The sequence below is a fragment of the Klebsiella sp. F11 genome (assembly GCF_056712265.1).
Genome location: NZ_CM160060.1, coordinates 1,121,730 through 1,145,694 on the forward strand (window position 1 = coordinate 1,121,730; position 23,965 = coordinate 1,145,694).

General features: G+C 56.7%; 17 protein-coding genes and 1 pseudogene. 11 read left to right on the forward strand and 7 right to left on the reverse strand.

The window, feature by feature from the left end:
- Positions 1-21: 21 nt before the first annotated feature.
- On the reverse strand, positions 22-2,775 hold the full coding sequence (barA, locus tag AC1M2H_RS05615) for a two-component sensor histidine kinase BarA (protein WP_480150629.1): 2,754 nt from the start codon (positions 2,773-2,775) through the stop codon (positions 22-24).
- A gap of 57 nt (positions 2,776-2,832) precedes the next feature.
- On the opposite strand from barA, the gene rlmD reads away from it, so the two are divergent.
- From rlmD to eno, 5 genes are all read left to right on the forward strand, one after another.
- Complete coding sequence (gene rlmD / locus AC1M2H_RS05620; protein ID WP_480150630.1) at positions 2,833-4,173, forward strand: 23S rRNA (uracil(1939)-C(5))-methyltransferase RlmD; 1,341 nt, start codon at positions 2,833-2,835, stop codon at positions 4,171-4,173.
- 131 nt (positions 4,174-4,304) lie between these two features.
- Positions 4,305-6,542 (forward strand): GTP diphosphokinase, encoded by a 2,238-nt coding sequence (gene relA / locus AC1M2H_RS05625; protein ID WP_426812112.1) that lies wholly within the window; start codon positions 4,305-4,307, stop codon positions 6,540-6,542.
- 117 nt (positions 6,543-6,659) lie between these two features.
- On the forward strand, positions 6,660-7,451 hold the full coding sequence (gene mazG, locus AC1M2H_RS05630) for a nucleoside triphosphate pyrophosphohydrolase (protein ID WP_426812113.1): 792 nt from the start codon (positions 6,660-6,662) through the stop codon (positions 7,449-7,451).
- A 223-nt stretch (positions 7,452-7,674) separates the two neighbouring features.
- Entirely contained in the window at positions 7,675-9,312 is a 1,638-nt protein-coding gene (pyrG, locus tag AC1M2H_RS05635) for a glutamine hydrolyzing CTP synthase (protein WP_480150631.1), read from the forward strand.
- 80 nt (positions 9,313-9,392) lie between these two features.
- Positions 9,393-10,691 (forward strand): phosphopyruvate hydratase, encoded by a 1,299-nt coding sequence (gene eno / locus AC1M2H_RS05640; protein ID WP_045857537.1) that lies wholly within the window; start codon positions 9,393-9,395, stop codon positions 10,689-10,691.
- Between the two features lie 68 nt (positions 10,692-10,759).
- Here the strand turns inward: eno and AC1M2H_RS05645 are convergent, their stop codons facing one another.
- Positions 10,760-11,869: an SDR family oxidoreductase gene (locus AC1M2H_RS05645; protein WP_480150632.1), complete on the reverse strand. Its 1,110-nt coding sequence runs from the start codon at positions 11,867-11,869 to the stop codon at positions 10,760-10,762.
- A gap of 458 nt (positions 11,870-12,327) precedes the next feature.
- On the opposite strand from AC1M2H_RS05645, the gene queE reads away from it, so the two are divergent.
- Positions 12,328-12,999, forward strand: a complete 672-nt coding sequence (queE, locus tag AC1M2H_RS05650) for a 7-carboxy-7-deazaguanine synthase QueE (protein ID WP_426812117.1) — start codon at positions 12,328-12,330, stop codon at positions 12,997-12,999.
- A 38-nt stretch (positions 13,000-13,037) separates the two neighbouring features.
- Here queE and AC1M2H_RS05655 read toward each other — a convergent pair whose 3' ends face one another.
- A complete protein-coding gene (locus tag AC1M2H_RS05655; RefSeq protein WP_480150633.1) occupies positions 13,038-14,516 on the reverse strand; it encodes an FGGY-family carbohydrate kinase in 1,479 nt (492 codons plus the stop codon).
- Positions 14,517-14,542: 26 nt separating this feature from the next.
- Entirely contained in the window at positions 14,543-15,841 is a 1,299-nt protein-coding gene (locus AC1M2H_RS05660; protein ID WP_480150634.1) for an MFS transporter, read from the reverse strand.
- Positions 15,842-16,159: 318 nt separating this feature from the next.
- Here AC1M2H_RS05660 and AC1M2H_RS05665 point away from each other — a divergent pair.
- Positions 16,160-16,945 (forward strand): annotated as a pseudogene (locus AC1M2H_RS05665) (SDR family oxidoreductase).
- 318 nt (positions 16,946-17,263) lie between these two features.
- Here the strand turns inward: AC1M2H_RS05665 and AC1M2H_RS05670 are convergent.
- Positions 17,264-17,680, reverse strand: a complete 417-nt coding sequence (locus AC1M2H_RS05670) for a VOC family protein (RefSeq protein ID WP_480147914.1) — start codon at positions 17,678-17,680, stop codon at positions 17,264-17,266.
- A 26-nt stretch (positions 17,681-17,706) separates the two neighbouring features.
- Positions 17,707-18,738, reverse strand: a complete 1,032-nt coding sequence (locus AC1M2H_RS05675; protein WP_480151833.1) for an IS630 family transposase — start codon at positions 18,736-18,738, stop codon at positions 17,707-17,709.
- Positions 18,739-18,782: 44 nt separating this feature from the next.
- On the opposite strand from AC1M2H_RS05675, the gene AC1M2H_RS05680 reads away from it, so the two are divergent.
- The 4 genes from AC1M2H_RS05680 to AC1M2H_RS05695 all read left to right on the forward strand — a co-directional run bounded on the left by AC1M2H_RS05680 (position 18,783) and on the right by AC1M2H_RS05695 (position 23,339).
- Positions 18,783-20,216 (forward strand): FAD-binding oxidoreductase, encoded by a 1,434-nt coding sequence (locus AC1M2H_RS05680; RefSeq protein ID WP_480150635.1) that lies wholly within the window; start codon positions 18,783-18,785, stop codon positions 20,214-20,216.
- A 99-nt stretch (positions 20,217-20,315) separates the two neighbouring features.
- Complete coding sequence (locus AC1M2H_RS05685) at positions 20,316-21,728, forward strand: MFS transporter (protein ID WP_480150636.1); 1,413 nt, start codon at positions 20,316-20,318, stop codon at positions 21,726-21,728.
- Positions 21,706-22,488 (forward strand): adenine nucleotide alpha hydrolase family protein, encoded by a 783-nt coding sequence (locus AC1M2H_RS05690; RefSeq protein ID WP_480150637.1) that lies wholly within the window; start codon positions 21,706-21,708, stop codon positions 22,486-22,488. Before AC1M2H_RS05685 ends, AC1M2H_RS05690 begins: the two co-directional genes overlap by 23 nt.
- Positions 22,485-23,339 carry an electron transfer flavoprotein subunit alpha/FixB family protein gene (locus AC1M2H_RS05695; RefSeq protein WP_480150638.1) on the forward strand — a complete coding sequence of 285 codons (855 nt, stop codon included), beginning with the start codon at positions 22,485-22,487 and terminating at the stop codon, positions 23,337-23,339. Before AC1M2H_RS05690 ends, AC1M2H_RS05695 begins: the two co-directional genes overlap by 4 nt.
- Here the strand turns inward: AC1M2H_RS05695 and AC1M2H_RS05700 are convergent.
- A complete protein-coding gene (locus AC1M2H_RS05700; RefSeq protein ID WP_480150639.1) occupies positions 23,336-23,911 on the reverse strand; it encodes a glycerol-3-phosphate responsive antiterminator in 576 nt (191 codons plus the stop codon). The genes AC1M2H_RS05695 and AC1M2H_RS05700 overlap by 4 nt on opposite strands.
- Positions 23,912-23,965 lie beyond the last annotated feature (54 nt).

Here is a 23,965-nt window from a genome sequence, read left to right on the forward strand (position 1 = left end):
GGACCCGCAGAGTCAGCCGGGCTAGACGCCCATTAGCCTGCACGCTTCCCGCGTGACGTTATCCATCTCATCCAGCAGTTCCAGAAGCTCGGGCTCCAGATCCTCGGCGACGGTTCCCGCGCGCAGCTGGCTCTCGATGGTCTGACACAGCTTCTTCAGCCGCGGCACGCCGCTGTAGCTGCAGCTCCCGTGAAGCTTATGAATCAAATCCAGCAGCCCTTCCGGCTCTTCGCCCACCAGCTGCTCTTCCACCTTGTTACGTACCTCCGGCATAAAGGCGAGCAGCATCTGCAGCATCTCCCGCGCCAGGTCCGGCTTCATCGCCGCCTGGCGCAGCGCCAGCTGCCAGTTGAGGGTGACGTTATGATCGATCGGGGGTTCAATCACCTCGGCCGCCAGCGGGGCGGCGGCGTGCATTCCTGGCTGATAGCGCAGCAGCAGGCTGTGCAGCTTCTCCTCTTCAATCGGTTTTGCCAGGTAGTCGTTCATGCCGGCGCTCAGCAGTTTCTCTTTTTGCCCCTCCAGGGCGTGGGCCGTGACCGCGATGACCGGCGTTTGCTGATGGTGGGGAAGGTGGCGAATGAGCTCGCAGGCGCGAATGCCGTCCATATCCGGCATCTGAATATCCATCAGCACCAGATCCAGCTGCATCTCCCTGGCCAGCTCCACGGATCGCTGGCCGCTCTCGCATAGCGTGACGTGCTGGACCAGGTCTTCCAGCAGTACGCCGATAAGCTTCAGGTTTGCCGGATTATCGTCAACCGCCATCACCGTCATCGGCAGCTTGCTGCTGTCGATATGCGTCAACATCACCGCCGGCTGCGTCCGACAGGAGGCGGTTAGCGCGGGGAGTAACCGGGTTGAGGTCAGCGGCTTAAGCAGGCAGGCGGCCACGCCCTCGCGCTTCAGCGCTTCAGCGTTGATCTGCCCGTGGCAGGGGAGCGCGAGAATTAAATTGTCCGCCATCGCGCAGGCTTTGGTGAGCTTATCCTTGTGCTGATTAAGGTCGCGCATGGAAACCGGAATGCCGGCCAGCAGAATATCGTAATGCGTCTCCGGCAGCGCGGAAAACGTCGGGCTATAGACCACTTCCAGCGGCGTGTTGGCCAGCAGCTCCATCGTGCACTGGGCCGCCGCCGCGTTGGCTTCGATGTACGCCAGCGTTTTCCCCTGCAGACAGTCGGTGAGCGGGCTGTCGGGAATCGCGTTCGGGTTGAGATCGAGGCTGATATGGAACCAGAAGGTTGAGCCGCGGTTAGGCTGGCTGTGGAAGGAGATATCGCCTCCCATCTCCCTCACCAGCCGCTGGGTAATGACCAGCCCCAGGCCGGTGCCGCCGTGACGGCGGGAGATGCTGGCATCCGCCTGGCGGAAAGCCTGGAACAGCCGCGACTGGTCGCGCTCCGGAATGCCGATTCCGGTATCGTGGATTTGGATCTCGATCTGCACGCGGGAGTTGCCGATCGCGCGCTGCTCCACCAGCACGTCGATATTCCCGTGCTCGGTGAACTTGATGGCGTTGCCCACCAGGTTGGTGACGATCTGCTGCAGTCGCAGCGGGTCGCCGATAATATTATCCGGCACATCATTTTTGATGTTCAGCGTCAGCTCCAGCCCCTTATCGTGGGCCGAGTGCGCCAGCAGGGTCACCACCTCATCCAGCGAACTGCGCAGCAGGAACGGTATGCTCTCAAGAATGAGCTTACCCGCCTCCAGCTTGGAAAAGTCCAGCACGTCGTTGATGATGGCCAGCAGGTTGTTGGCGGAGCGCTCGATGGTGGTCAAGTGATCGCGCTGGGTGGCGTTTAAATCGGTTTTCAGCGTCAGGCGGGTAAAGCCAATCACGCCGTTAAGCGGCGTTCGCAGCTCGTGGGACATATTGGCGAGGAACTCTGACTTGATGCGCGCGGCTTCCTGAGCGCGTTTTTTCGCCAGATCCAGCTCCACGTTTTGGATCTCCATCTGCTCGAGGGTTTCGCGCAGATCGGAGGTCGCCTGATCGATATTGTGCTGCATCTCTTCATGATATGCAGCCAGCGACATCGCCATAGAGTTGATGCCGTTCTTCAGCATATCCAGCTCGCCGAGCATAAAGCCTTCGACGCGGCTATCCAGCTGCCCGCGGCGAATGCGGTCAACGGTATTGACCATATTGCGGATCGGCCCGGTGACGTCGCGCATCAGCCGCCAGCCGAAAATCAGCGCAATCCCAATGCAGAACAGCATCATCACGCTGGAGATAAAAATCTCTTTGTACTGCTGCAGGCGTACCGATTTGAGATCCAGCTCGAGGGCCACGTAGCCCAGCATGTTGCCGGGCATTTTGGCATCGGTCACCGGCGACTCGTCGGGCGAATAGCTCTCCGAGACGATCGGCGTGCGCAGGATCATCACGTCGCCTTTGCGGGTCACGCTGAGCTGGCGGGGAAACTTTGCCCCCTTGTCCAGCCGCAGCTCACTGGGGTTAAGCTGAAAATTGGAGGTCACAAAGAGCCTGTTTTGCGAATCATAAATTGAAATTGCGCGCACAATATCCGAGTGACGACGGTGCAGGACGCTAATCAACTGCCCGATAGATTCGCGGTTTTGCAGATTCATGCCATATTCACTGGAGACCGCCAGCGGCTCGATAATGCTGGCGCCGGCGTCTTCCAGCTGACGCTGCAGGTCGTGATAGCGATGCGCGACGAAGAAAATGCTGAGCAGCAAACCAATAAGTACGGTAGGCGCCAGAATAAGAATCATCATGCGAGCACGTAGGCTGTAGTTGGTCATGCGGTTCCGTTATGGGAGAATAAGAGTCAGTATATTTGATTGAGACAAATCTCTACGATGGCGCAATTCTACTCTGCAAAACGGCGTGTGACGACGCGCCAGATCATAACCGTTACAGTCAATGACCTCGATCCCTTTGGTCAGGGCGTCGCTCGTCACCAGGGAAAAGCGCTATTTGTTCGCGGCCTGCTGCCGCAGGAGCAGGCCGAGGTGGTGCTGGTTGACGATAAAAAACAGTACGCTCACGCCGGGGTGAAACGCCGCCTCAACGACAGCCCGCAGCGCCAGACGCCGCGCTGCCCGCACTTTGGCGTCTGCGGCGGCTGCCAGCAGCAGCATGCCAGCGTTGAGCTGCAGCAGCAAAGCAAGCGCGCCGCGCTCGGGCGGCTGATGAAGCGCGATGTCGAAGAGATTATAGCCGCTTCGCCGTGGGGCTATCGCCGACGCGCGCGCCTGAGCTTGAATTATCAGCCAAAGACCCAACACTTACGGATGGGCTTTCGTCAGGCCAGCTCCAGCGATATTGTCGACGTGGTGCAGTGCCCCGTTTTGGCGCCCGCTCTTGAGGCATTGCTGCCGGCGGTGCGCCAATGCCTGAGCAGCCTGAAATCCGTGCGTCAGTTGGGCCACGTTGAGCTGGTGCAGGCCGATAACGGGCCGCTGATGGTATTGCGCCATACCGCCGCGCTGCCCGCCGGCGATAAAGAAAAACTGGAACGATTTTCGCAATCTAACGGTCTTTCCCTGTACCTGGCGCCGCAAAGCGAGATACTTGAACATATTGCCGGCGAAGCGCCATGGTATACGTCAGACGGACTACGCTTAGTGTTCAGTCCGCGCGATTTTATCCAGGTTAACGACGGCGTTAACCAGCTGATGGTGCGTACGGCGCTCGAGTGGCTGAATATTCAGCCGCAGGACCGGGTGCTGGATCTGTTCTGCGGAATGGGCAATTTTACCCTACCGCTGGCGCAGCGCGCCGCGCAGGTTGTCGGGGTTGAAGGCGTTCCTGCTCTGGTCGAGAAGGGGCGAGAAAACGCCGCGCTGAACAATCTGCATAACGTCACATTCTTCCACGAAAATCTGGAAGAGGACGTGACCCGCCAGGCCTGGGCGAAGCGCGGCTTTGATAAAATACTGCTCGATCCGGCAAGAGCCGGCGCGGCCGGCGTGATGCAACATATTATAAAACTGGCCCCGCAGCGCGTAGTCTATGTCTCCTGTAACCCGGCGACACTGGCGCGCGATAGCGAACTGCTTTTAGGGGCGGGGTATGAAATCCAACGCCTGGCGATGCTGGATATGTTCCCGCATACCGGGCATCTGGAATCAATGGTGCTGTTTGAGCACAAGCTTACACAAAATCATACGAATCGCATTGAGGTGGCAGTAGAGTAAATCCTCAGCGGCCCGTTCGGCTCAGCGACTGAGGCGAGCGACGGGCGCCGGCGTTAATACGATTTGCAGGATGAAGTGTATAAGTTGAGGCTTGCCGACTTCGGCAGGCCAGGTCCCTTAAGGAGAGGACAATGGTTGCGGTAAGAAGTGCACATCTAAATAAAGCTGGTGAATTTGACCCGAATAAATGGATCGCGAGTCTGGGCATTTCCAGCCAGCAGTCGTGTGAGCGCTTAGCCGAAACCTGGGACTATTGTCGTGAGCAAACGCAGGGACATCCGCGCGCGGACCTTCTGCTATGGCGTGGCGTGGAGATGGTTGAAATCCTCTCCACGTTGAGCATGGACATTGATACGCTGCGGGCTGCGATGCTGTTCCCGCTGGCGGACGGCGAGGTCGTCAGCGAAGAGGTGATGCAGGAGAGCGTCGGCAAATCCGTGGTCACCCTGATCCACGGCGTACGCGACATGGCGGCCATCCGCCAGCTCAAGGCCACCCACACCGACTCCGTCTCCTCCGAGCAGGTGGATAACATTCGCCGCATGCTGCTGGCGATGGTCGACGATTTCCGCTGCGTAGTCATCAAGCTCGCCGAACGTATTGCCCACCTGCGGGAAGTCAAAGACGAGCCCGAAGATGAACGGGTGCTGGCGGCGAAAGAGTGCACCAATATCTACGCGCCGCTGGCCAACCGCTTAGGCATCGGCCAGCTGAAGTGGGAGCTGGAGGACTACTGCTTCCGCTACCTGCATCCGGACGAATATAAGCGCATCGCCAAGCTGCTGCACGAGCGGCGAATCGACCGCGAGCACTACATTGACGAATTCGTCGGCCACCTGCGCTCGGAGATGAAAACGGAAGGCGTTAAGGCCGAAGTGTACGGCCGGCCGAAGCATATCTACAGCATCTGGCGGAAAATGCAGAAAAAGCACCTCACCTTCGATGAGCTGTTTGACGTGCGGGCGGTGCGCATTGTCGCCGAGCGCCTGCAGGACTGCTACGCCGCGCTGGGGATAGTCCACACCCACTACCGCCATCTGCCGGATGAGTTCGATGATTACGTCGCTAATCCGAAACCTAACGGCTACCAGTCTATTCATACCGTGGTGCTCGGCCCCGGCGGCAAAACGGTAGAAATTCAAATTCGTACTCGCCAGATGCATGAGGATGCCGAGCTGGGCGTCGCCGCGCACTGGAAGTACAAAGAGGGCGCCGGCGCGGCGGTGGGCGGCGGGCGCGGCTACGAAGACCGCATTGCCTGGCTGCGTAAGCTGATCGCCTGGCAGGAAGAGATGGCGGATTCCGGCGAAATGCTGGATGAAGTGCGTAGCCAGGTCTTTGACGACCGGGTTTACGTCTTTACGCCGAAGGGCGACGTGGTCGATTTACCCTCCGGCTCGACGCCGCTCGATTTTGCCTACCACATCCACAGCGATGTCGGCCACCGCTGCATCGGGGCGAAAATCAGCGGACGCATTGTGCCGTTTACCTATCAGCTGCAGATGGGCGATCAGATTGAAATTATCACCCAGAAGCAGCCCAACCCGAGCCGCGACTGGCTGAACCCGAACCTTGGCTACGTCACCACCAGCCGCGGGCGCTCGAAAATTCACGCCTGGTTCCGCAAGCAGGATCGCGATAAAAACATTCTCGCCGGGCGGCAGATCCTTGACGATGAGCTGGAGCATCTTGGCATCACTCTCAAGGATGCAGAAAAACATCTGCTGCCGCGCTACAACTTCAACGAGCTGGACGAGCTGCTGGCGGCCATCGGCGGCGGAGATATTCGCCTTAACCAGATGGTCAACTTCCTGCAGGCGCAGTTCAATAAGCCGAGCGCGGCCGAGCAGGATGCGGCGGCGCTGAAGCAGCTGCAGCAGAAGAGCTGGGCGCCGCAGAATCGCAGCAAAGACAACGGCCGGGTGGTGGTCGAAGGCGTCGGCAACCTGATGCACCATATCGCGCGCTGCTGCCAGCCGATCCCCGGCGATGAGATTGTCGGCTTTATCACCCAGGGGCGCGGGATCTCGGTGCACCGGGCGGACTGCGATCAGCTGGCGGAGCTGCAGTCGCACGCGCCGGAGCGGATCGTCGATGCGGTCTGGGGGGAAAGTTACTCCGCGGGCTACTCGCTGGTGGTGCGCGTGGTCGCCAACGATCGCAGCGGCCTGCTGCGCGATATCACTACCATCCTCGCCAACGAGAAGGTCAACGTGCTGGGCGTGGCCAGCCGTAGCGATACCAAACAGCAGCTGGCCACCATCGATATGACCATCGAAATCTATAACCTGCAGGTGCTGGGCCGCGTGCTCGGCAAGCTGAACCAGGTACCGGACGTTATTGATGCCCGCCGTCTGCACGGCGGCTAATGGTTTAGCCCTCCATCCATGGCCCTCTCTCCTTTGGGGAGAGGGCTACCGCGCTGATTTTCTCCTGCGTTGACACCGGGGGAAGCGAAAAAGACCAACATTTTGCAAGGAATCGTCATGACTCAAATCGACCGCCTGCTCGGGATAATGCAACGCCTGCGCGACCCGGAAACCGGCTGCCCGTGGGACAAAGAGCAGACCTTTGCCACCATTGCCCCCTATACCCTCGAAGAAACCTACGAAGTGCTGGATGCTATCGCCCGCGAAGATTTTGACGATCTGCGCGGCGAACTCGGAGACCTGCTGTTCCAGGTGGTGTTCTACGCCCAGATGGCGCAGGAAGAGGGACGTTTTGCCTTTGACGACGTGTGTGCCGCGATTAGCGATAAGCTGGAGCGCCGCCATCCGCATATCTTCGGCGACGCCAGCGCCGGCAGCAGTACGGAAGTGCTGGCGCGCTGGGAAGAGATCAAAAGCGCCGAGCGGGCGGAAAAATCCCAGCACTCCGCGCTGGATGATATTCCGCACAGCCTGCCGGCGCTGATGCGCGCGCATAAAATACAAAAACGCTGCTCGGGGGTGGGCTTTGACTGGACCTCGCTGGGTCCGGTGCTGGACAAGGTGCACGAGGAGATCGACGAGGTGATGCACGAAGTGCAGCAGGCGGTAGTAGATGAGGCTAAACTGGAGGAGGAAGTTGGCGACCTGCTGTTTGCGACGGTCAATTTATCCCGCCATTTAGGCGTTAAAGCCGAAGTCGCGCTGCAAAAAGCCAACCTGAAGTTTGAGCGCCGCTTCCGCGAAGTTGAGCGCATTGTCGCCGCGCGCGGACTGGAGATGACCGGCGTTGACCTTGATACCATGGAAGAAGTGTGGCAAGAGGTAAAGCGGCAGGAAACTGATCTCTAACGGGTTTTCGCGATCAAGCGCGATTTGTGTGATTTTTTAAATGACAAGCGCTTGATTTGCGTCAAAAACATTTACCCAAAAGGGGCTATTTTCTCACTCCCTGTGTTTGTTATGGCCTGGAAAGGAGGCGGAGAATGAAAGTTTGTGGCGCTCGTCGTGTTCGGGTATACTACTTTCCCGTCCTGGTTATTCCATCGTTTCACCCTAACTTCTCAGGTTCAGCATGACAACGAACTATATTTTTGTGACCGGCGGGGTCGTATCCTCTCTGGGTAAAGGCATTGCCGCAGCATCCCTCGCAGCTATTCTCGAGGCCCGTGGGCTTAACGTGACCATGATGAAACTGGATCCGTACATCAACGTCGATCCGGGTACCATGAGTCCTATCCAACACGGGGAAGTGTTCGTTACTGAAGACGGCGCTGAAACCGATCTGGACCTGGGCCATTACGAGCGCTTCATCCGTACCAAAATGAGCCGCCGCAACAACTTCACTACGGGGCGTATTTACTCCGACGTCCTGCGCAAAGAGCGCCGTGGTGATTACCTGGGCGCAACCGTACAGGTTATTCCGCACATTACCAACGCGATTAAAGAGCGCGTGCTTGCCGGTGGCGAAGGTCACGACGTGGTGCTGGTTGAAATCGGCGGTACCGTCGGCGATATCGAATCCCTGCCGTTCCTCGAAGCGATTCGCCAGATGGCGGTAGAAATCGGCCGCGAGCATACCCTGTTTATGCATTTGACCCTGGTGCCGTACATGGCGGCAGCCGGCGAAGTCAAAACCAAACCGACTCAGCACTCCGTAAAAGAGCTGCTTTCTATCGGTATTCAGCCAGATATTCTGATCTGCCGCTCCGATCGGGCGGTCCCGGCGAACGAACGTGCTAAAATTGCATTGTTCTGTAACGTCCCGGAAAAGGCCGTTATTTCTCTGAAAGATGTCGATTCCATTTATAAAATTCCGGGCCTGTTGAAATCTCAGGGGCTGGACGATTATATTTGTAAACGATTCAGCTTGAACTGCCCGGAAGCAAACCTGGCCGAATGGGAACAGGTTATCTACGAAGAAGCTAACCCGGCAGGCGAAGTCACCATCGGTATGGTCGGTAAGTACATTGAGCTGCCGGATGCCTACAAATCGGTGATTGAAGCGCTGAAACACGGCGGTCTGAAAAATCGCGTGACCGTAAACATCAAGCTGATTGATTCGCAGGATGTGGAAACGCGCGGCGTCGAAATTCTGAAGAATTTAGATGCTATCCTGATCCCGGGCGGCTTCGGCTACCGCGGCGTTGAAGGTAAGATTGCCACCGCGCGCTATGCGCGTGAAAACAATATTCCATATCTGGGTATCTGCCTGGGTATGCAGGTTGCGCTGATTGAGTTCGCGCGCAACGTAGCGGGGATGGAGAACGCCAACTCCACGGAATTTGTGCCAGACTGTAAGTTCCCGGTCGTGGCGCTGATTACCGAATGGCGTGATGAAGAAGGCAACGTCGAAGTTCGTTCCGAGAGAAGCGATCTCGGCGGCACCATGCGCCTGGGCGCGCAGCAGTGCCAGCTGGACGAAGATAGCCTGGTGCGCCAGCTGTACGGCGAGCCGACAATCACCGAGCGCCATCGTCACCGTTACGAAGTCAACAACATGTTGTTGAAGCCTATTGAAAATGCGGGCCTGCGCGTTGCGGGCCGTTCCGGGGACGATCAGTTGGTCGAGATCATCGAGGTGCCGAACCATCCGTGGTTTGTGGCCTGTCAGTTCCACCCGGAGTTTACTTCGACGCCGCGCGACGGCCATCCGCTGTTTGCTGGTTTTGTTAAAGCAGCAGGCGAGTATCAGAAGCGTCAGGCGAAGTAAAAGAGTTAGAACGGCAATGCACCCATCCGGGTGCATTGTTTGTCTGGAGTTTTAGTTTAACTTGTACTGAGGAAAATCTAATGTCCAAAATCGTTAAAGTCATCGGTCGTGAAATCATCGACTCCCGTGGTAACCCGACTGTTGAAGCCGAAGTACACCTGGAAGGTGGTTTCGTTGGTATGGCAGCAGCTCCGTCAGGTGCTTCTACTGGTTCCCGCGAAGCGCTGGAACTGCGCGATGGCGACAAATCCCGCTTCATGGGCAAAGGCGTACTGAAAGCCGTTGGCGCGGTTAACGGCCCGATCGCTCAGGCAATCCTTGGCAAAGACGCCAAAGACCAGGCCGGCATCGACAAGATCATGATCGATCTGGACGGTACTGAAAACAAATCTAACTTCGGTGCGAACGCAATCCTGGCCGTGTCCCTGGCAAACGCCAAGGCAGCCGCTGCCGCTAAAGGTCAGCCGCTGTTCGAACACATCGCCGAGCTGAACGGTACCCCGGGCAAATACTCCATGCCGGTTCCGATGATGAACATCATCAACGGCGGCGAGCACGCGGACAACAACGTCGACATCCAGGAATTTATGATTCAGCCGGTTGGCGCTAAATCCCTGAAAGAAGCCGTACGTATGGGTTCTGAAGTGTTCCATAACCTGGCTAAAGTTCTGAAAGCTAAAGGCATGAACACCGCAGTGGGTGACGAAGGCGGCTACGCGCCGAACCTGGGCTCCAACGCTGAAGCTCTGGCGGTTATCGCTGAAGCGGTTAAAGCTGCCGGCTACGAGCTGGGCACAGACATCACCCTGGCGATGGACTGCGCGGCTTCTGAATTCTACAAAGACGGTAAATACGTTCTGGCTGGCGAAGGCAACAAAGCGTTCACCTCTGAAGAGTTCACCCACTTCCTGGAAGACCTGACCAAACAGTACCCGATCGTCTCTATCGAAGACGGTCTGGACGAATCTGACTGGGACGGCTTTGCATACCAGACTAAAGTTCTGGGCGACAAAATCCAGCTGGTTGGCGACGATCTGTTCGTAACCAACACTAAGATCCTGAAAGAAGGCATCGAGAAAGGCATCGTTAACTCCATCCTGATCAAATTCAACCAGATCGGTTCCCTGACCGAAACTCTGGCTGCGATCAAAATGGCGAAAGACGCTGGCTACACTGCCGTTATCTCTCACCGTTCAGGCGAAACTGAAGATGCTACCATCGCTGACCTGGCGGTAGGTACTGCTGCAGGCCAGATCAAAACCGGTTCTATGAGCCGTTCTGACCGCGTTGCTAAATACAACCAGCTGATTCGTATCGAAGAAGCGCTGGGCGAAAAAGCACCGTACAACGGTCGTAAAGAGATCAAAGGTCAGGCATAAGCCCGTCTTTATCTGATATGAAAATGCCAGTCTGCTGACTGGCATTTTTTTTGCCTGCAGAGCGGCGGTTATTTAAAGTCGACGGCCATCTGCTGCGGAATGGAAAGCCCGCGGGTCGTTTGCACGCAGCGGTCAATATAGTCGGTAAAGCGCGGCGGTTTCGGCATCCCCATGCTCAGCAGCTTATCGTTGCTGAATCGCACGTTAAGCCCGGCGAAGGCGCCGTACAGGCGCATGGCTTTGAGCATCAGGCGCTCATTGCACGGACCAAAGATATCTTTTAGCTCCCGGCGCATCTTCACCAGCGTCTCATAGCTCACCTGGGCATAGCTTTCGCCGACGGGCAGCCGCTCCAGTGCGGAGGCCATCGCGCTGTCAATCTCGGCAAACCTGACGCTGTTTTCTTCCCCCGCCGAGATATGTACTACTTCACCGCGGGGCAGCGGGCTATCGAGCAGCATCAGCAGCGCGTCGGCGCAGTAATCAACGGGAATCACGTCGATCCTGTCCTCCATCGAACACATGAACTTTTGCAGCATCAGGCCCATGCTGAATACCCAGAAGATGCTGCTGGAGGGCTGGCAGCCGTGGTGGGTATGGCCGACGACGATAGAGGGGCGGGCGATCGCCAGCGGCAGCGTCGGGCACTCCTGGCGCATCAGGCGCTCGATGGCCGATTTAGAGTGCGTGTACTCGACAAGGTGCTCGGCGCGCTCGCGGAATTCGGCGCTTTCCGCGACCAGAGAGTCAGGCTCCGGCGAGCACGACATTGCCGTACCAACGTGCAGGAAGCGCTGCAGCCCGGAGACCTCGGCCATGCGTTGGGCAAAGCGGATCGTTCCCTCAACGTTGACTTTCCAGATCAGCGGGTTATTGCCGAACGAGGCGACGGCGGCGCAGTTGAGCACGTGGGTAACGCCGTTGAGGCGCGGATCGGCAAGAAATTCTTCCGGATTGGCCAAATCACCCAGCAGGATGTGCCGGACGCTCAGCGTCGCCAGCGTCTCCTCGGCGATGTTGAATTTACGCAGATTGTCTTTAACCCGGGCAAGCGCTGCTTCACCATTACTGGCACGAACCAAAAGCAGCAGATTCACCCGATTTTTTTGCTTCAGGATATTCTCTAAAACTGCCCCACCCAGAAATCCGGTAACGCCTGTAATTAATAATGTCTTCATGAATACAGTCTCATCATGGTTAGTCGGGTGGATTCTAGGCGGGCCAAACTAAACGGCGGATAAATGGGAAATGGGCCATTTAAATCAATTCTTAAGGCCGTATTAAGGTTATGAGCGGGCGCGGATCGGATTCGACATCAGACTATTTATAAAGATTCGAAGTTTCATGTATCCGTTTGTACTATTATGTTTTTGTTGACTATTTTATTTATCTTTCAGGTTTTTATATTTTTCATTAATGTAATATTTAAAATTTTTTGTTACATCAACGATGTAAATCTAAAAAATAAAATGAATGATTAATTCGGCGCGGGTCATGCATAAACATAGCGGCACGAAGAGTCAGAATAGCCGCAGTTTTATCGCCGCGAGATAACGGGGCGCCGCCGCAGCTGAGGACAAGACCTGGGCGCGCAAATCTGCGATAATGATCGTTTAGCACCTAAACAGAGATGATTATGCAGTACCCGATTAACGAGATGTTCCAGACCTTGCAAGGCGAGGGTTACTTTACCGGCGTGCCCGCCATTTTTATTCGCCTGCAGGGATGCCCGGTTGGTTGCGCCTGGTGCGATACCAAACATACCTGGGACAAACTTGCCGATCGGGAAGTGTCGCTGTTTAGCATTCTGGCTAAAACCAAAGAGAGCGACAAGTGGGGCCCGGCCAGCGGCGAAGATCTGCTGGCGATTATTGGCCGCCAGGGGTGGACCGCTCGTCACGTGGTGATCACCGGCGGTGAGCCCTGTATTCACGATCTCACCCCGCTGACGACCCTGCTTGAGCATAACGGCTTCAGCTGTCAGATTGAAACCAGCGGCACCCACGAAGTGCGCTGCAGCCCGCGCACCTGGGTGACGGTTTCACCGAAGGTCAACATGCGCGGCGGTTACGACGTGCTGTCGCAGGCGCTGCTGCGCGCGGATGAAATCAAGCACCCGGTTGGCCGCGTGCGCGATATCGAAGCGCTGGATGAACTGCTGGAAACGCTGACCGACGACAAGCCGCGGATTATTGCTCTGCAGCCCATCAGCCAGAAAGAGGATGCGACGCGTCTGTGCATTGAGACCTGCATCGCCCGCAACTGGCGGCTCTCGATGCAAACGCATAAGTATCTGAATATTGCCTGATAAACCGCCGGGTAGAGCTCCTCTGCCCGGCGCCTCCGCTACGCGTTCGACCAGCTTTGAATCGCGTCTACGTTTTCCAGATTTCCGTGGATGACCGCATACGACTTTTTCAAAATTGGATCGGTATACGTGGTTAACTCCCTGAAAATCCCCTTATTTAACGCTTCATAGCGGCTGGCATTCTCTTCTACCGGCATGAATGTATCTTTTACCCGCACCATATTTGCCACCGCGGCCGCGTAAGAGGGGTACAAACCCAGGCCAACCGCGGCGTTGATTGCCGCGCCGAGGCTGGCGCAGCCGTTAATCGCGTTGCGTCTGGCCGGCAGGTTAAAGACGTCGGCGAAGATCTGCATAAAGAGATCGCTGTTCGAACCACCGCCGGTAATGATGATATGTTTGGCGAAGTGATTCATTTCATCGCACATATTGTCGTAGTTATTTTTCAACGTCAGCGCAACGCTCTCGAGAATGGAGCGATAAATCCACGCGTAATCCATGCTGGAATCAAAACCGATCATGATCCCGCGCTTATAGGGCTCCCAGGGATTCGTTAACCAGTCCAGCACGGTCATTAGCCCGTTGCAGCCCGGTGGCACCGCGGCGGCCTTTTTATTTAGCAGATCTTCCGGCGACAGGCCCTGGGCCCCGGCGTCCTTAATCAAGGATTCGCCCAGCATGTCCCGCAGCCAGCTCACCGTCCACATCCCCTTGCGAATGCCGTACCCCTCATACAGCAGCGTCTCGGGAATGGAGGACATAATCGGCCAGTAGGCGACGGGATCTTTCGGCAACGCTTTGCCGTTCATCATCAGGGCGATGTAGGTGCCCAATGAGATAACCGCCGTTTCATCATCCAGTAGCCCTGCGCCGAGCGCTTCAACCGGCTTATCGCTGGTGGTGCAGATAACCGGCAGCCCCGCCGGGAAGCCGGTGGCAAGGGCCGCCTGGCCGGTAATATAGCCCAGCACCGTTCCGGGCATCTGCACGTCGAATAGCATCCGGCGCGGGATATTAAACTGCTTAACGACCTCAGGATTGTCGCTCCACCCCCAGGTTTTATAATCCACCGGCCACTGGCCAAAGTAGTTGGCGATATTGTCCTTAAACTCGCCGGTTAAGCGGTGCGAGAGATAGCCGGAAAATGAGGTGACCCAGGCTACGTCGGGATTAGTATGTTCATAAGGCCGGGTGACGCGGGCGTCCTGCCAGCTAATCAGCGGCTCTGCGGGCGTACCGTCGGCTTTAAGCAGCGCGCGGCAGCAGCGAATCGAGCCGAGACCGATGCCGACAATATCCGCTTGCTGGCCGGTAAACCGGCTCATCAGATCCTTTCCGGCGCAGCACAGCGAGGTCCACAAATCATCATCAGGATGCTCCGCCGTATCGGCGTCCGGCGTGTGCATCGGCTGCAGCAGGCCCTTTCCCTCGCAGACCACGTTTCCCTGCAGGTCGTACATCACGACCTTGGTGCTCTGGCTCCCGCCATCGATTCCAATGATGTATTTCTTCGACATTATTATTCTCCTTTAAATTTTCATCATCACTCGCCGGCAGTCTCTGCGGCCAGCGGTGCCTCGCGTTCTGTCGCGGCGTCGGTGCGGCGTATTTTTCGAAACAGCAAAAAGGTAAAGAGGATCACCATGCACAGCGCGGCGAGGCCCATCAGCCACATGTTGCGGTAGGCGTCCGCGGCGGGAAGAGTGTCCTGCCAGTGGCCGACGATCGGATAGACAAAAACGTCGGGCAGGAAGCCAATGACCGAGCAGATACCGACGGTGGTTCCCATAATATAGCCCGGCGTTCTTGCTTCGCCGGGGCAGGCCCAGTAGAGGCCGCGCGAAGCGTAGCAGGTGAAGCCCAGCAGCAGAATCAGGCCGATCCCCATCGCCACGGACTGCGGATTTGAATTGGTGGCCAGCAGGGCGACAAGCGCCAGCACCCCGACGATCGACAGCAGCTGAATGACGCGGGTTGGGGATTTGACTCTGCTGTAGGTGGTAATAATGCCGCCCAGCGGGCCGCAAATCGCGCGGAAGATTTTGTTAATGACAATCCCCATGTAGCTCGCGGCCACCAGCGACATACCGTACATTTCCGTCAGGTAGTTGGTGGAGTAGCTGAGGATGGCGTAGATGGTAAAGACGCCAAAAATGACCATGCTGCAGTACCAGGTAGTGCTGATACGCAGGACGGCGAGAATATCGCTAAGCTGAAACGTTTTTTTCTCTTCCTGCGCCGCGCCGCCGCGCTGGGGCGCATCGCTGACAAAGAACCAGCACAATATCCCCAGCAGGATGTAAACCACGCTGTAAATCAGGATAACGACCTTCAGGCTATTGCTATCATCGGGCGCGAAGCGGGAAAACGCCCACATGGTAAATACCGCCAGCGACGTAACGCCAACGCCGCGCAGCCCCTCCATCCAGCCCATGATTTTTCCCTGCTCGCTATGATCGCCGAGCAGCGAGGCGGCCTTAATTGACACTGACCACAGCATCAGAATGGTGGTGATGGCAAAGGCGACCTGAATGCAAAGCATGGCCCACAGCGGTGGATAGGTCGCCATTATTAGGCCAAGCAGGCCGGTAACGATCATTGCCGAAGTAATCATTTTGCGATGCGAGAATTTATCGGCAATAACCCCGCTGGGCGCATAGAGAATAATGGCGGTAATACCAAAAGTGCTCATAATTAAGCCAATTTCGGTATTGCTAAACCCCATAAATTTTGCCATTGGGATTTGATAAATATAGCGCAAATAGGCAAGGTCAAAGCTGACTCCGCCGCTAAAACTAATAATGGCGAGGGTTATCCAACGGCGATATGAATTCTGTTGCATATCGTGATCTCATTTTGAATAGACGAAAAAAAGAGAAAAGTAAACCGCCTTTGCAGGTGGATTACTTTTCTCTGGTCTCTAGTAATTGCGATTAGGAATAACATGCCGACGTGGGTTTTAGTGTGAGAATAATCACGCTTCGTAGTTTTACGCGTAAATTATGAATGAAATATTTATCTGTGATTGCGATCACATTAGGTGTCCGGACGCTGTGCTAAAAATTTAGCTCAGTTACCAGAGACAATGAGAAAGGTAACTTCCCTCTCGTGGGGGAAGTTACCTTTCTTTTTTTTTGCCTAAAGGAATTTGGAGCCAGCTATGTCAATCGAATCTCTTAACGCGTTCTCAATGGATTTCTTCTCTCTGAAAGGTAAACCGGCAATTGTCACCGGCGGCAATAGCGGACTGGGTCAGGCTTTTGCCATGGCGCTGGCGAAAGCCGGCGCGAATCTGTTTATCCCAAGCGTCGTCAAGGATAACGGAGAGACAAAATAAATTATTGAAAAACAGGGTGTTGAAGTTGAGTTTATGCAGGTGGATATTACCACTAAAGGCGCGCCGCAGCGGATCATCGCCGCCTGCTGTGAGCGCTTTGGCACGGTGGATATCCTGGTCAACAATGCCGGAATTTGTAAGCTGAACAAGGTGCTGGACTTCGGCCGCGCGGATTGGGATCCGATGATCGATGTTAACCTGACGGCGCCGTTCGAGCTCAGCCACGAAGCGGCAAAAATTATGATCCCGCAAAACAGTGGCAAAATTATTAATATCTGCTCATTATTTTCTTATCTTGGCGGCCAGTGGTCACCGGCTTATTCGGCGACGAAACACGCGCTTGCCGGTTTTACTAAGGCATATTGCGATGAGCTTGGTCAGTATAATATTCAGGTCAACGGCATCGCCCCTGGCTATTATGCAACCGATATTACGCTGGCTACCCGCAGCAATCCGGAAACCAATCAGCGCGTTCTGGACCATATTCCGGCAAACCGCTGGGGTGATACTCAGGACCTGATGGGGGCAGCGGTGTTTTTAGCCAGTCAGGCGTCAAATTATGTTAACGGCCATCTGCTGGTAGTCGATGGCGGCTATCTGGTACGTTAATTTTCAACCGGTGGTTTCTGTATTTGTATTAATTATGTCACACAATATCATTCAGGATGCGTCGGGGCCGTAAATAATAAATCTCCGGTAACATAGAACGCAGTGTTATTGGGGTTTATATCGGCCATTAATAAAGAAGCAGCCTGAAGGATGACGTGTTTATTCCGAATTCATTATCAGGAAGGTATTATTATGTCTTTATCCCGTGAAGCGATTGTTGACCAGTTATACTCAATAAACTTCAAAGTGCAGATTGTTTCAGGGAGCCACATTAAGTCCTGCAGATGAAAATATTTATTTTTGACTTTATTGAGTATTTTAACCTTGGTCTTTATTATCAGCAGCCATTAACTCCAGCAGATTTCCATCAGGATCCCGAAAGAAAACAGATTGTGATGGCTGACCTGAACTCGTTTCACGGGGCACCGGGCCATGGATTATTTCGATATCGTTTTTCTCAAGTAGCTCTAACACGCTGAGAATTGTCCCTCCCCACCGGAAGCATAAATCAGCACTCCCTGGCATTGGCCTTTTAGCTACAAGTTCCACGCCATTCTCAACCTGATGTAAACTCAGGACAATATCACCCAGCGATACCTGCCTTACAAGCAGTTTCCCAAAGGGGGCGTACTCTGCATGAATTTTTGCACCAAACAATTTATCGTAAAAACAGTAAGATACTTCAAGGTCGGCAACAGTTATTGCAACATGATCAATGAGAGTTATTTTGTTCACAGGTGAACACCTTACGCTATACGTCGTTATGTCTCTGACACGGAACTGAGCACCTGAAAATTGTCGTTGATACGACAGCCCAGTTTCTGCCCCAGTTCCGGCAGGGTTCGTTCAAAAAATCCTCTTATCGCGTCCCTGAAGGCTTTCGCTGACGCAAAATACCGGTTATTCCGCACATGCTCATTCATCACCTTCCACAACCGTTCTGTCGGGTTCAGGTTCGGGCTGTACGGCGGCAGATAATGCAGTTCAATATTCATCACGAAGGCCCAGTCCTTAACCAGCGATGCCCGGTGATAAGGCGCACCGTCCAGTATCAGATGCACTTTCTGCGACACCGGATAAGTCTGGCGAACTGCAATAAAAAAACGGCAGATAGCATCCGCATTAATCTGCGGATAATCACGGGTCACCGTCCGGGCCAGGTCGTTCACGCTGAGGGCGCTGATGATGTTCAGGCGGGTCCGGCTCCCGGTGGTTTTCACCGCTTTCAGTTCCCCCTTTCTTATCCAGCCACAGCTCAGCTTCGTTGACTGCGTCGGATGTACCGCATCCATAAACAGAATGGGTTCGCTGTCACCGGCAGCCTGCTTCAGCGCTTCATAATGCGTCATGAACTGCTGCTGTTGTGCCGGGCAGAACTTATGGGGAATACCTGACGGTTTTTTCCAGGTGAACCCGTTGCGGTGAAGCCACTTATTCATACCCGGAATGCTGTAGCGCACACCGAAGCGGTCACGGACAAGCGACACGATACTGGCCGTCGTGATGTGAACAGTGTCAGTCAGAAGCTGACGAAGTTCGGCAGACTCCCCGGGAGTCAGATGCTCCTGCGAACCGCCGTTATCAGAGGTGAGCTTACCGTCGCTGAGATAATCCGATAGATGACGCAGAACCGTGGTCTCATGAATGAGCTGAGACTGCGCAATCATGGCAGGAGACCAGCCCTGAGCAGAAAGCAGCACGCAGCGTATCCGGTCGCAGACACGGCGGTCACGACTCTGCCGGTGCTGAGCCTCAAGGGCGGCAATCTGTGCGGAGGTCAGTTTTACGTTCATGGCCTGAGCATGATCCTCAGCACCGACGAAATCAAGCAGTTTCAATGATCACGGGTATAAAAGAAATCGTCGGTTCCGATCGCGTGATTACCGATGAAACCGTTTTAAAGCGCAACAGTATTGACCGCTTTCGTAAATATGCCGACATCCACGGCGTCTTTACGCTGCCGCTGCCCGCCGCGGTCGTTAAGCTAGGCTCAACCGAACAGGTTTCAAGCGTGCTGTCGTTTATGAACCAGCATAAGATCAACGGGGTCCCGCGTACCGGCGCTTCGGCGACCGAAGGCGGCCTCGAAACCGTCGTGGAAAACTCGGTGGTGCTGGACGGCGCCGGGATGAACCAAATCCTGAATATTGATATCGAAAACATGCAGGCAACCGCGCAGTGCGGGGTGCCGCTGGAAGTGCTCGAAAACGCGCTGCGGGCAAAAGGCTACACCACCGGCCACTCGCCGCAGTCTAAGCCGCTGGCGCAGATGGGCGGCCTGGTGGCAACCCGCAGCATTGGCCAGTTTTCCACGCTGTACGGGGCGATCGAAGATATGGTTGTCGGGCTGGAAGCCGTGCTGCCCGACGGCACCGTCACCCGCATCAAAAACGTTCCGCGCCGCGCCGCCGGGCCGGATATTCGCCATATCATCATCGGCAACGAAGGGGCGCTGTGCTATATCACCGAAGTGACGGTGAAAATCTTCAAGTTCACGCCGGAAAATAACCTGTTCTACGGATACGTGCTGGACGATATGAAGGTGGGCTTCAGCATCCTGCGCGAAGTGATGGTGGAAGGCTACCGTCCGTCGATTGCCCGTCTGTACGATGCCGAGGACGGCACCCAGCACTTCACCCATTTTGCCGATGGTAAATGCGTATTGATCTTTATGGCCGAAGGCAACCCGCTGATAGCGAAAGCCACCGGCGAAGGGATTGCGCAGGTCGTTGCGCGCTATCCGCAGTGCCAGCGCGTAGACAGCAAGCTGATCGAAACCTGGTTCAACCACCTCAACTGGGGCCCGGAAAAGGTGGCCGCTGAACGCGTGCAGATCCTTAAAACCGGCAACATGGGCTTCACCACCGAGGTATCGGGCTGCTGGAGCTGCATCAATGAGATCTACGAAAGCGTGATCAATCGCATCCGCACCGAGTTCCCGCATGCCGACGACATCACCATGCTGGGCGGTCACTCTTCCCATAGCTATATGAACGGCACCAACATGTATTTCGTCTACGACTACAACGTGGTGGACTGTAGGCCGGAAGAGGAGATTGATAAGTACCACAACCCGCTCAACAAGATTATCTGCGAAGAGACCATTCGCCTCGGCGGCTCGATGGTGCATCACCACGGAATTGGTAAACACCGCGTTCACTGGAGCAAGCTGGAGCACGGCAGCGCGTGGCCGCTGCTGGAAGGGCTGAAGAAGCAGTTTGATCCAAACGGTATCATGAATACCGGAACGATTTACCCGATTGAAAAATAACGGCCATACCCAAAATATTTCGGGTTGCTTGCGGACGGCAAGATGGAGCATGGATAGCGTTGCGCCAGGGATAGGCAAACGTAGCAGGCGGCTTGAAGTATGACGGCTATACACGGCTTCCCAGCGGGGAAGCCGCTTTTACCGGACCATGAAGGGGTAGACATGAACGCTTCACCGGTGCGAATGGACGACCTGCCGCTTAACGGCTTTCACTGCCGCATTGCCGCACTAACCTTCGGCGCGCATCTGGTTGACGGCTACGTCCTCGGCGTCATCGGTTACGCCATTATCCAGCTGACTACCGCCATGCGCCTGACGCCTTTTATGGCCGGGATGATCGGCGGGGCGGCGCTGCTTGGCCTGTTTATCGGCAGCCTGATCCTCGGGTGGGTCTCGGATCATATTGGCCGGCAGAAGATTTTCAACCTCAGCTTTGTCCTGATTACCGTCGCCTCTTTTCTACAGTTTTTCGCCACCACGCCTGAACAGCTCATTGGCCTGCGGATCCTGATAGGCATTGGCCTGGGCGGGGATTACTCCGTGGGCCATACGCTGCTGGCCGAATTCGCGCCTCGCCGGCATCGGGGCATCCTGCTCGGCGCGTTTAGCGTGGTGTGGACCGTCGGTTACGTTCTGGCAAGCCTCGCCGGGCACCATTTTATCAGCGACAACCCGGAGGCCTGGCGCTGGCTGCTGGCCTCGTCCGCGCTGCCGGCCCTGCTAATCACGCTGCTGCGCTGGGGGACGCCGGAGTCTCCGCGCTGGCTGTTGCGCCAGGGCCGCTTTGCCGAGGCCCATGCCGTGGTGCGCCGCTGTTTTGGTCCGCATGTGCTGCTCGGCGATGAGGTGGCGGCGGCAAGCAATAAACGGATCGGAACGCTGTTTTCACCGCGCTACTGGCGGCGAACGGCATTTAACAGCATCTTTTTCGTCTGCCTGGTGATCCCGTGGTTCGTTATCTATACCTGGCTGCCCACCATCGCGGAAACCATTGGTCTTGAAGATGCGCTGACCGCCAGCCTGCTGCTGAACGCGCTGCTGATCGTTGGCGCGCTGCTGGGCCTGGTATTAACCCATCTGCTGGCCCACCGTCATTTCCTGCTCGGCAGCTTTCTGCTGCTGGCGGCGACGCTAATCGTTATGGCCTGCCTGCCGGCGGGCAGCCACTGGACGCTACTGCTTTTTATCTTATTCAGCACCACGATTTCGGCGGTCAGCAACCTGGTGGGGATTTTACCGGCGGAAAGCTTTCCGACGGATATCCGCTCGCTGGGCGTTGGTTTCGCAACCGCCATGAGCCGGCTTGGGGCCGCCATCAGCACCGGCCTGCTGCCCTGGACCCTGGCGCAGTGGGGGATGACGATTACTCTTTTGCTATTGGCCGGCGTACTGCTGATCGGCTTTGTGGTGACCTGGCTGTGGGCTCCGGAAACCAAAGCGCTGCCGCTGGTGGCCGCCGGGAGCGGCGATAAAAGACAAGGAGGCGCGAATGAACGTTCTGTTGGCGTTTAAGCCGGAGCCGGACGCCGGCATGCTGGCGGAAAAAGACTGGCAGGCCGCAGCGCTGGATACCCGCGGGCCGGATGTCGCATTGTTGCGCAGTGCCATCGGCGCCGATGAGCAGGCCGCCGCCGCGCTGCTGTTGGCCCAGCGCGGCGCGGGCCTTGAAATGACCTTGACCGCATTAAGCATTGGCGACGATCGCGCACTGCACTGGCTGCGCTACTTTGCCGCGCTGGGCTTTGACCGGCATGTGCTGCTGGAAGCGGCTGCGGATCTGCGCTTCGCGCCGTCGTTTATCGCCGGACAGATTGCCGACTGGCAGCGCGGCCACGGCGGAGAGCTGATCGTGACCGGCTGCCAGAGCAGCGAAGGGCAAAATGGCCAGACGTCGTTTCTGCTGGCGGAAATGCTCGGCTGGCCCTGTTTCACCCAGGTTGAACGCTTTACGCTCGAACCGCCTTTCGCCGTTGTCGAGCAGCGAACGGACGCCGGCATCCGCCGCTGCCGGGTGCGCCTACCGGCGGTGATTGCCGTCAGGCAGTGCGGCGAAGTGGCGCTCCCGGTGCCCGGCATGCGCCAGCGCCTGGCGGCGGCGAAGGCGGATATCGTGCGTCAGGCGGCGACCACGGAGGCGCAGCCCGACGTTCGGTGCCTGCGCCTGACGCGCCCGGCTCCGCAGCAGGCGGCCGCTATCGTTGAGGGCGCAACGGCGCAGGAGAAAGCCATGGCGCTGTGGGAGAACTATTTATGCCAGAGGATGCGGCCATGAAGATTGCGGTGGTGATGGCGCCCGGCGATAGCGCCGCGGTGGGCGGCTGGCTGGCGGCAAACGATCTCGCGCAGGCGGATCTCGAGCGCTGGACTATCGACGGCGAGGCGGAGGTTGCCGGGCAGCTTCTGGATGCGCTGGTGGTTCAGTGGCGGCAGACGCCGGTGGATATAGTGCTATTCCCGGCGGGGGCGCTGGCCGATGAGCTGGCCACGCGGCTGGCCTGGCGCCTGGGGGGCGGCAGCGTATGCCAGGCGCTATCGCTGAACGCGGCGGAAGGTTGGGTGACGAAGTCCCATTGGGGCAACGCGCTGACGGCCACCCTGGAGGCGAGCTCCCGGCCGCTGTGTCTCTCCCTGGCGCGCCGGCCCGGGGTGAAGGCGGGCGGAGATTTTCCCGCTGACCTGCCGGAGCGCCGTATCGTCCCCGCGGCGCAGCCCGAGTGGCTAACGGAGATTGAGCGCGTTGAGCGCGCGGGCGCGCACCCTTTGGCGGCGGCGGAGCGGGTGCTGGTTGTCGGGCAGGGCGGGGAAGGGGCCGATGCGGAAAGCATTGCGGCGCTCGCGCGGCGGCTGGGCGCGGAGGCGGGCTACAGCCGGGCGCGGGTGATGAATGGCGGCTACGACGCCGATCGTCTGGTGGGGATATCCGGCCATCTTCTGGCCCCGAAGCTCTGCATTGTGGCGGGCGCATCGGGGGCGGCGGCGCTGATGGCGGGAGTGCGCGATAGCCGATTTATCGTGGCGATTAATAATGACGCCGACGCGCCGGTGTTCTCTCAGGCGGATGTTGGCATCGTGGATGACTGGCTACCGGTGCTTGAAGCACTGGCAGCCAGCGCGCAGGATTAGCTAAGCTGCTTTGCTAATTTCCAGACGCCGGTGTTGGTGGTCGACAGGGCCGCAACGCCGGCTTTCATCGCATTGCGCGCGTCTTCTTCGTCGCAGACCAGGCCGCCGGCAATCAGCGGCTGGTGAATCTTCTCCGTCACCCACCCCAGCACTTTTGGCATACAGCCCGGCAGGATTTCAATACAGTCCGGGTTGGACTGCGCCACCTGCTTGTCGATATTGTGAAAGGAAATAGAGTCGACGATAAACAGGCGGTGGATGCAGAAAAAGCCCTCCGCCCTGGCCGCTTTTAGCATCGGCGCTTTGGTGCTGATGATGCCGTCCGCTTCGGTCACCAGCTTCAAAAACTGAATCACCACCTCTTTATTCGACGCCCCCTCCAGCAGGTCGACATGAATAAACGCGTACTTACCGGCGTTTTTGATTTTCTTCACGATGTTGCTGATGGTGCAGATATTGCCGTACAGCACGGAGATAAACTGGCACTCGGAATCGATGGCTAACTGCAGGCTGGCGTTATCTTTGACGGCCGCGATGACCGGATTTTGTCGTAGCAGGTGTAACAGGGGCATGGTGTGTCCTTTATATTTTACTCGTTATAATTCAGGCTGCAGATGCGCGAGCGT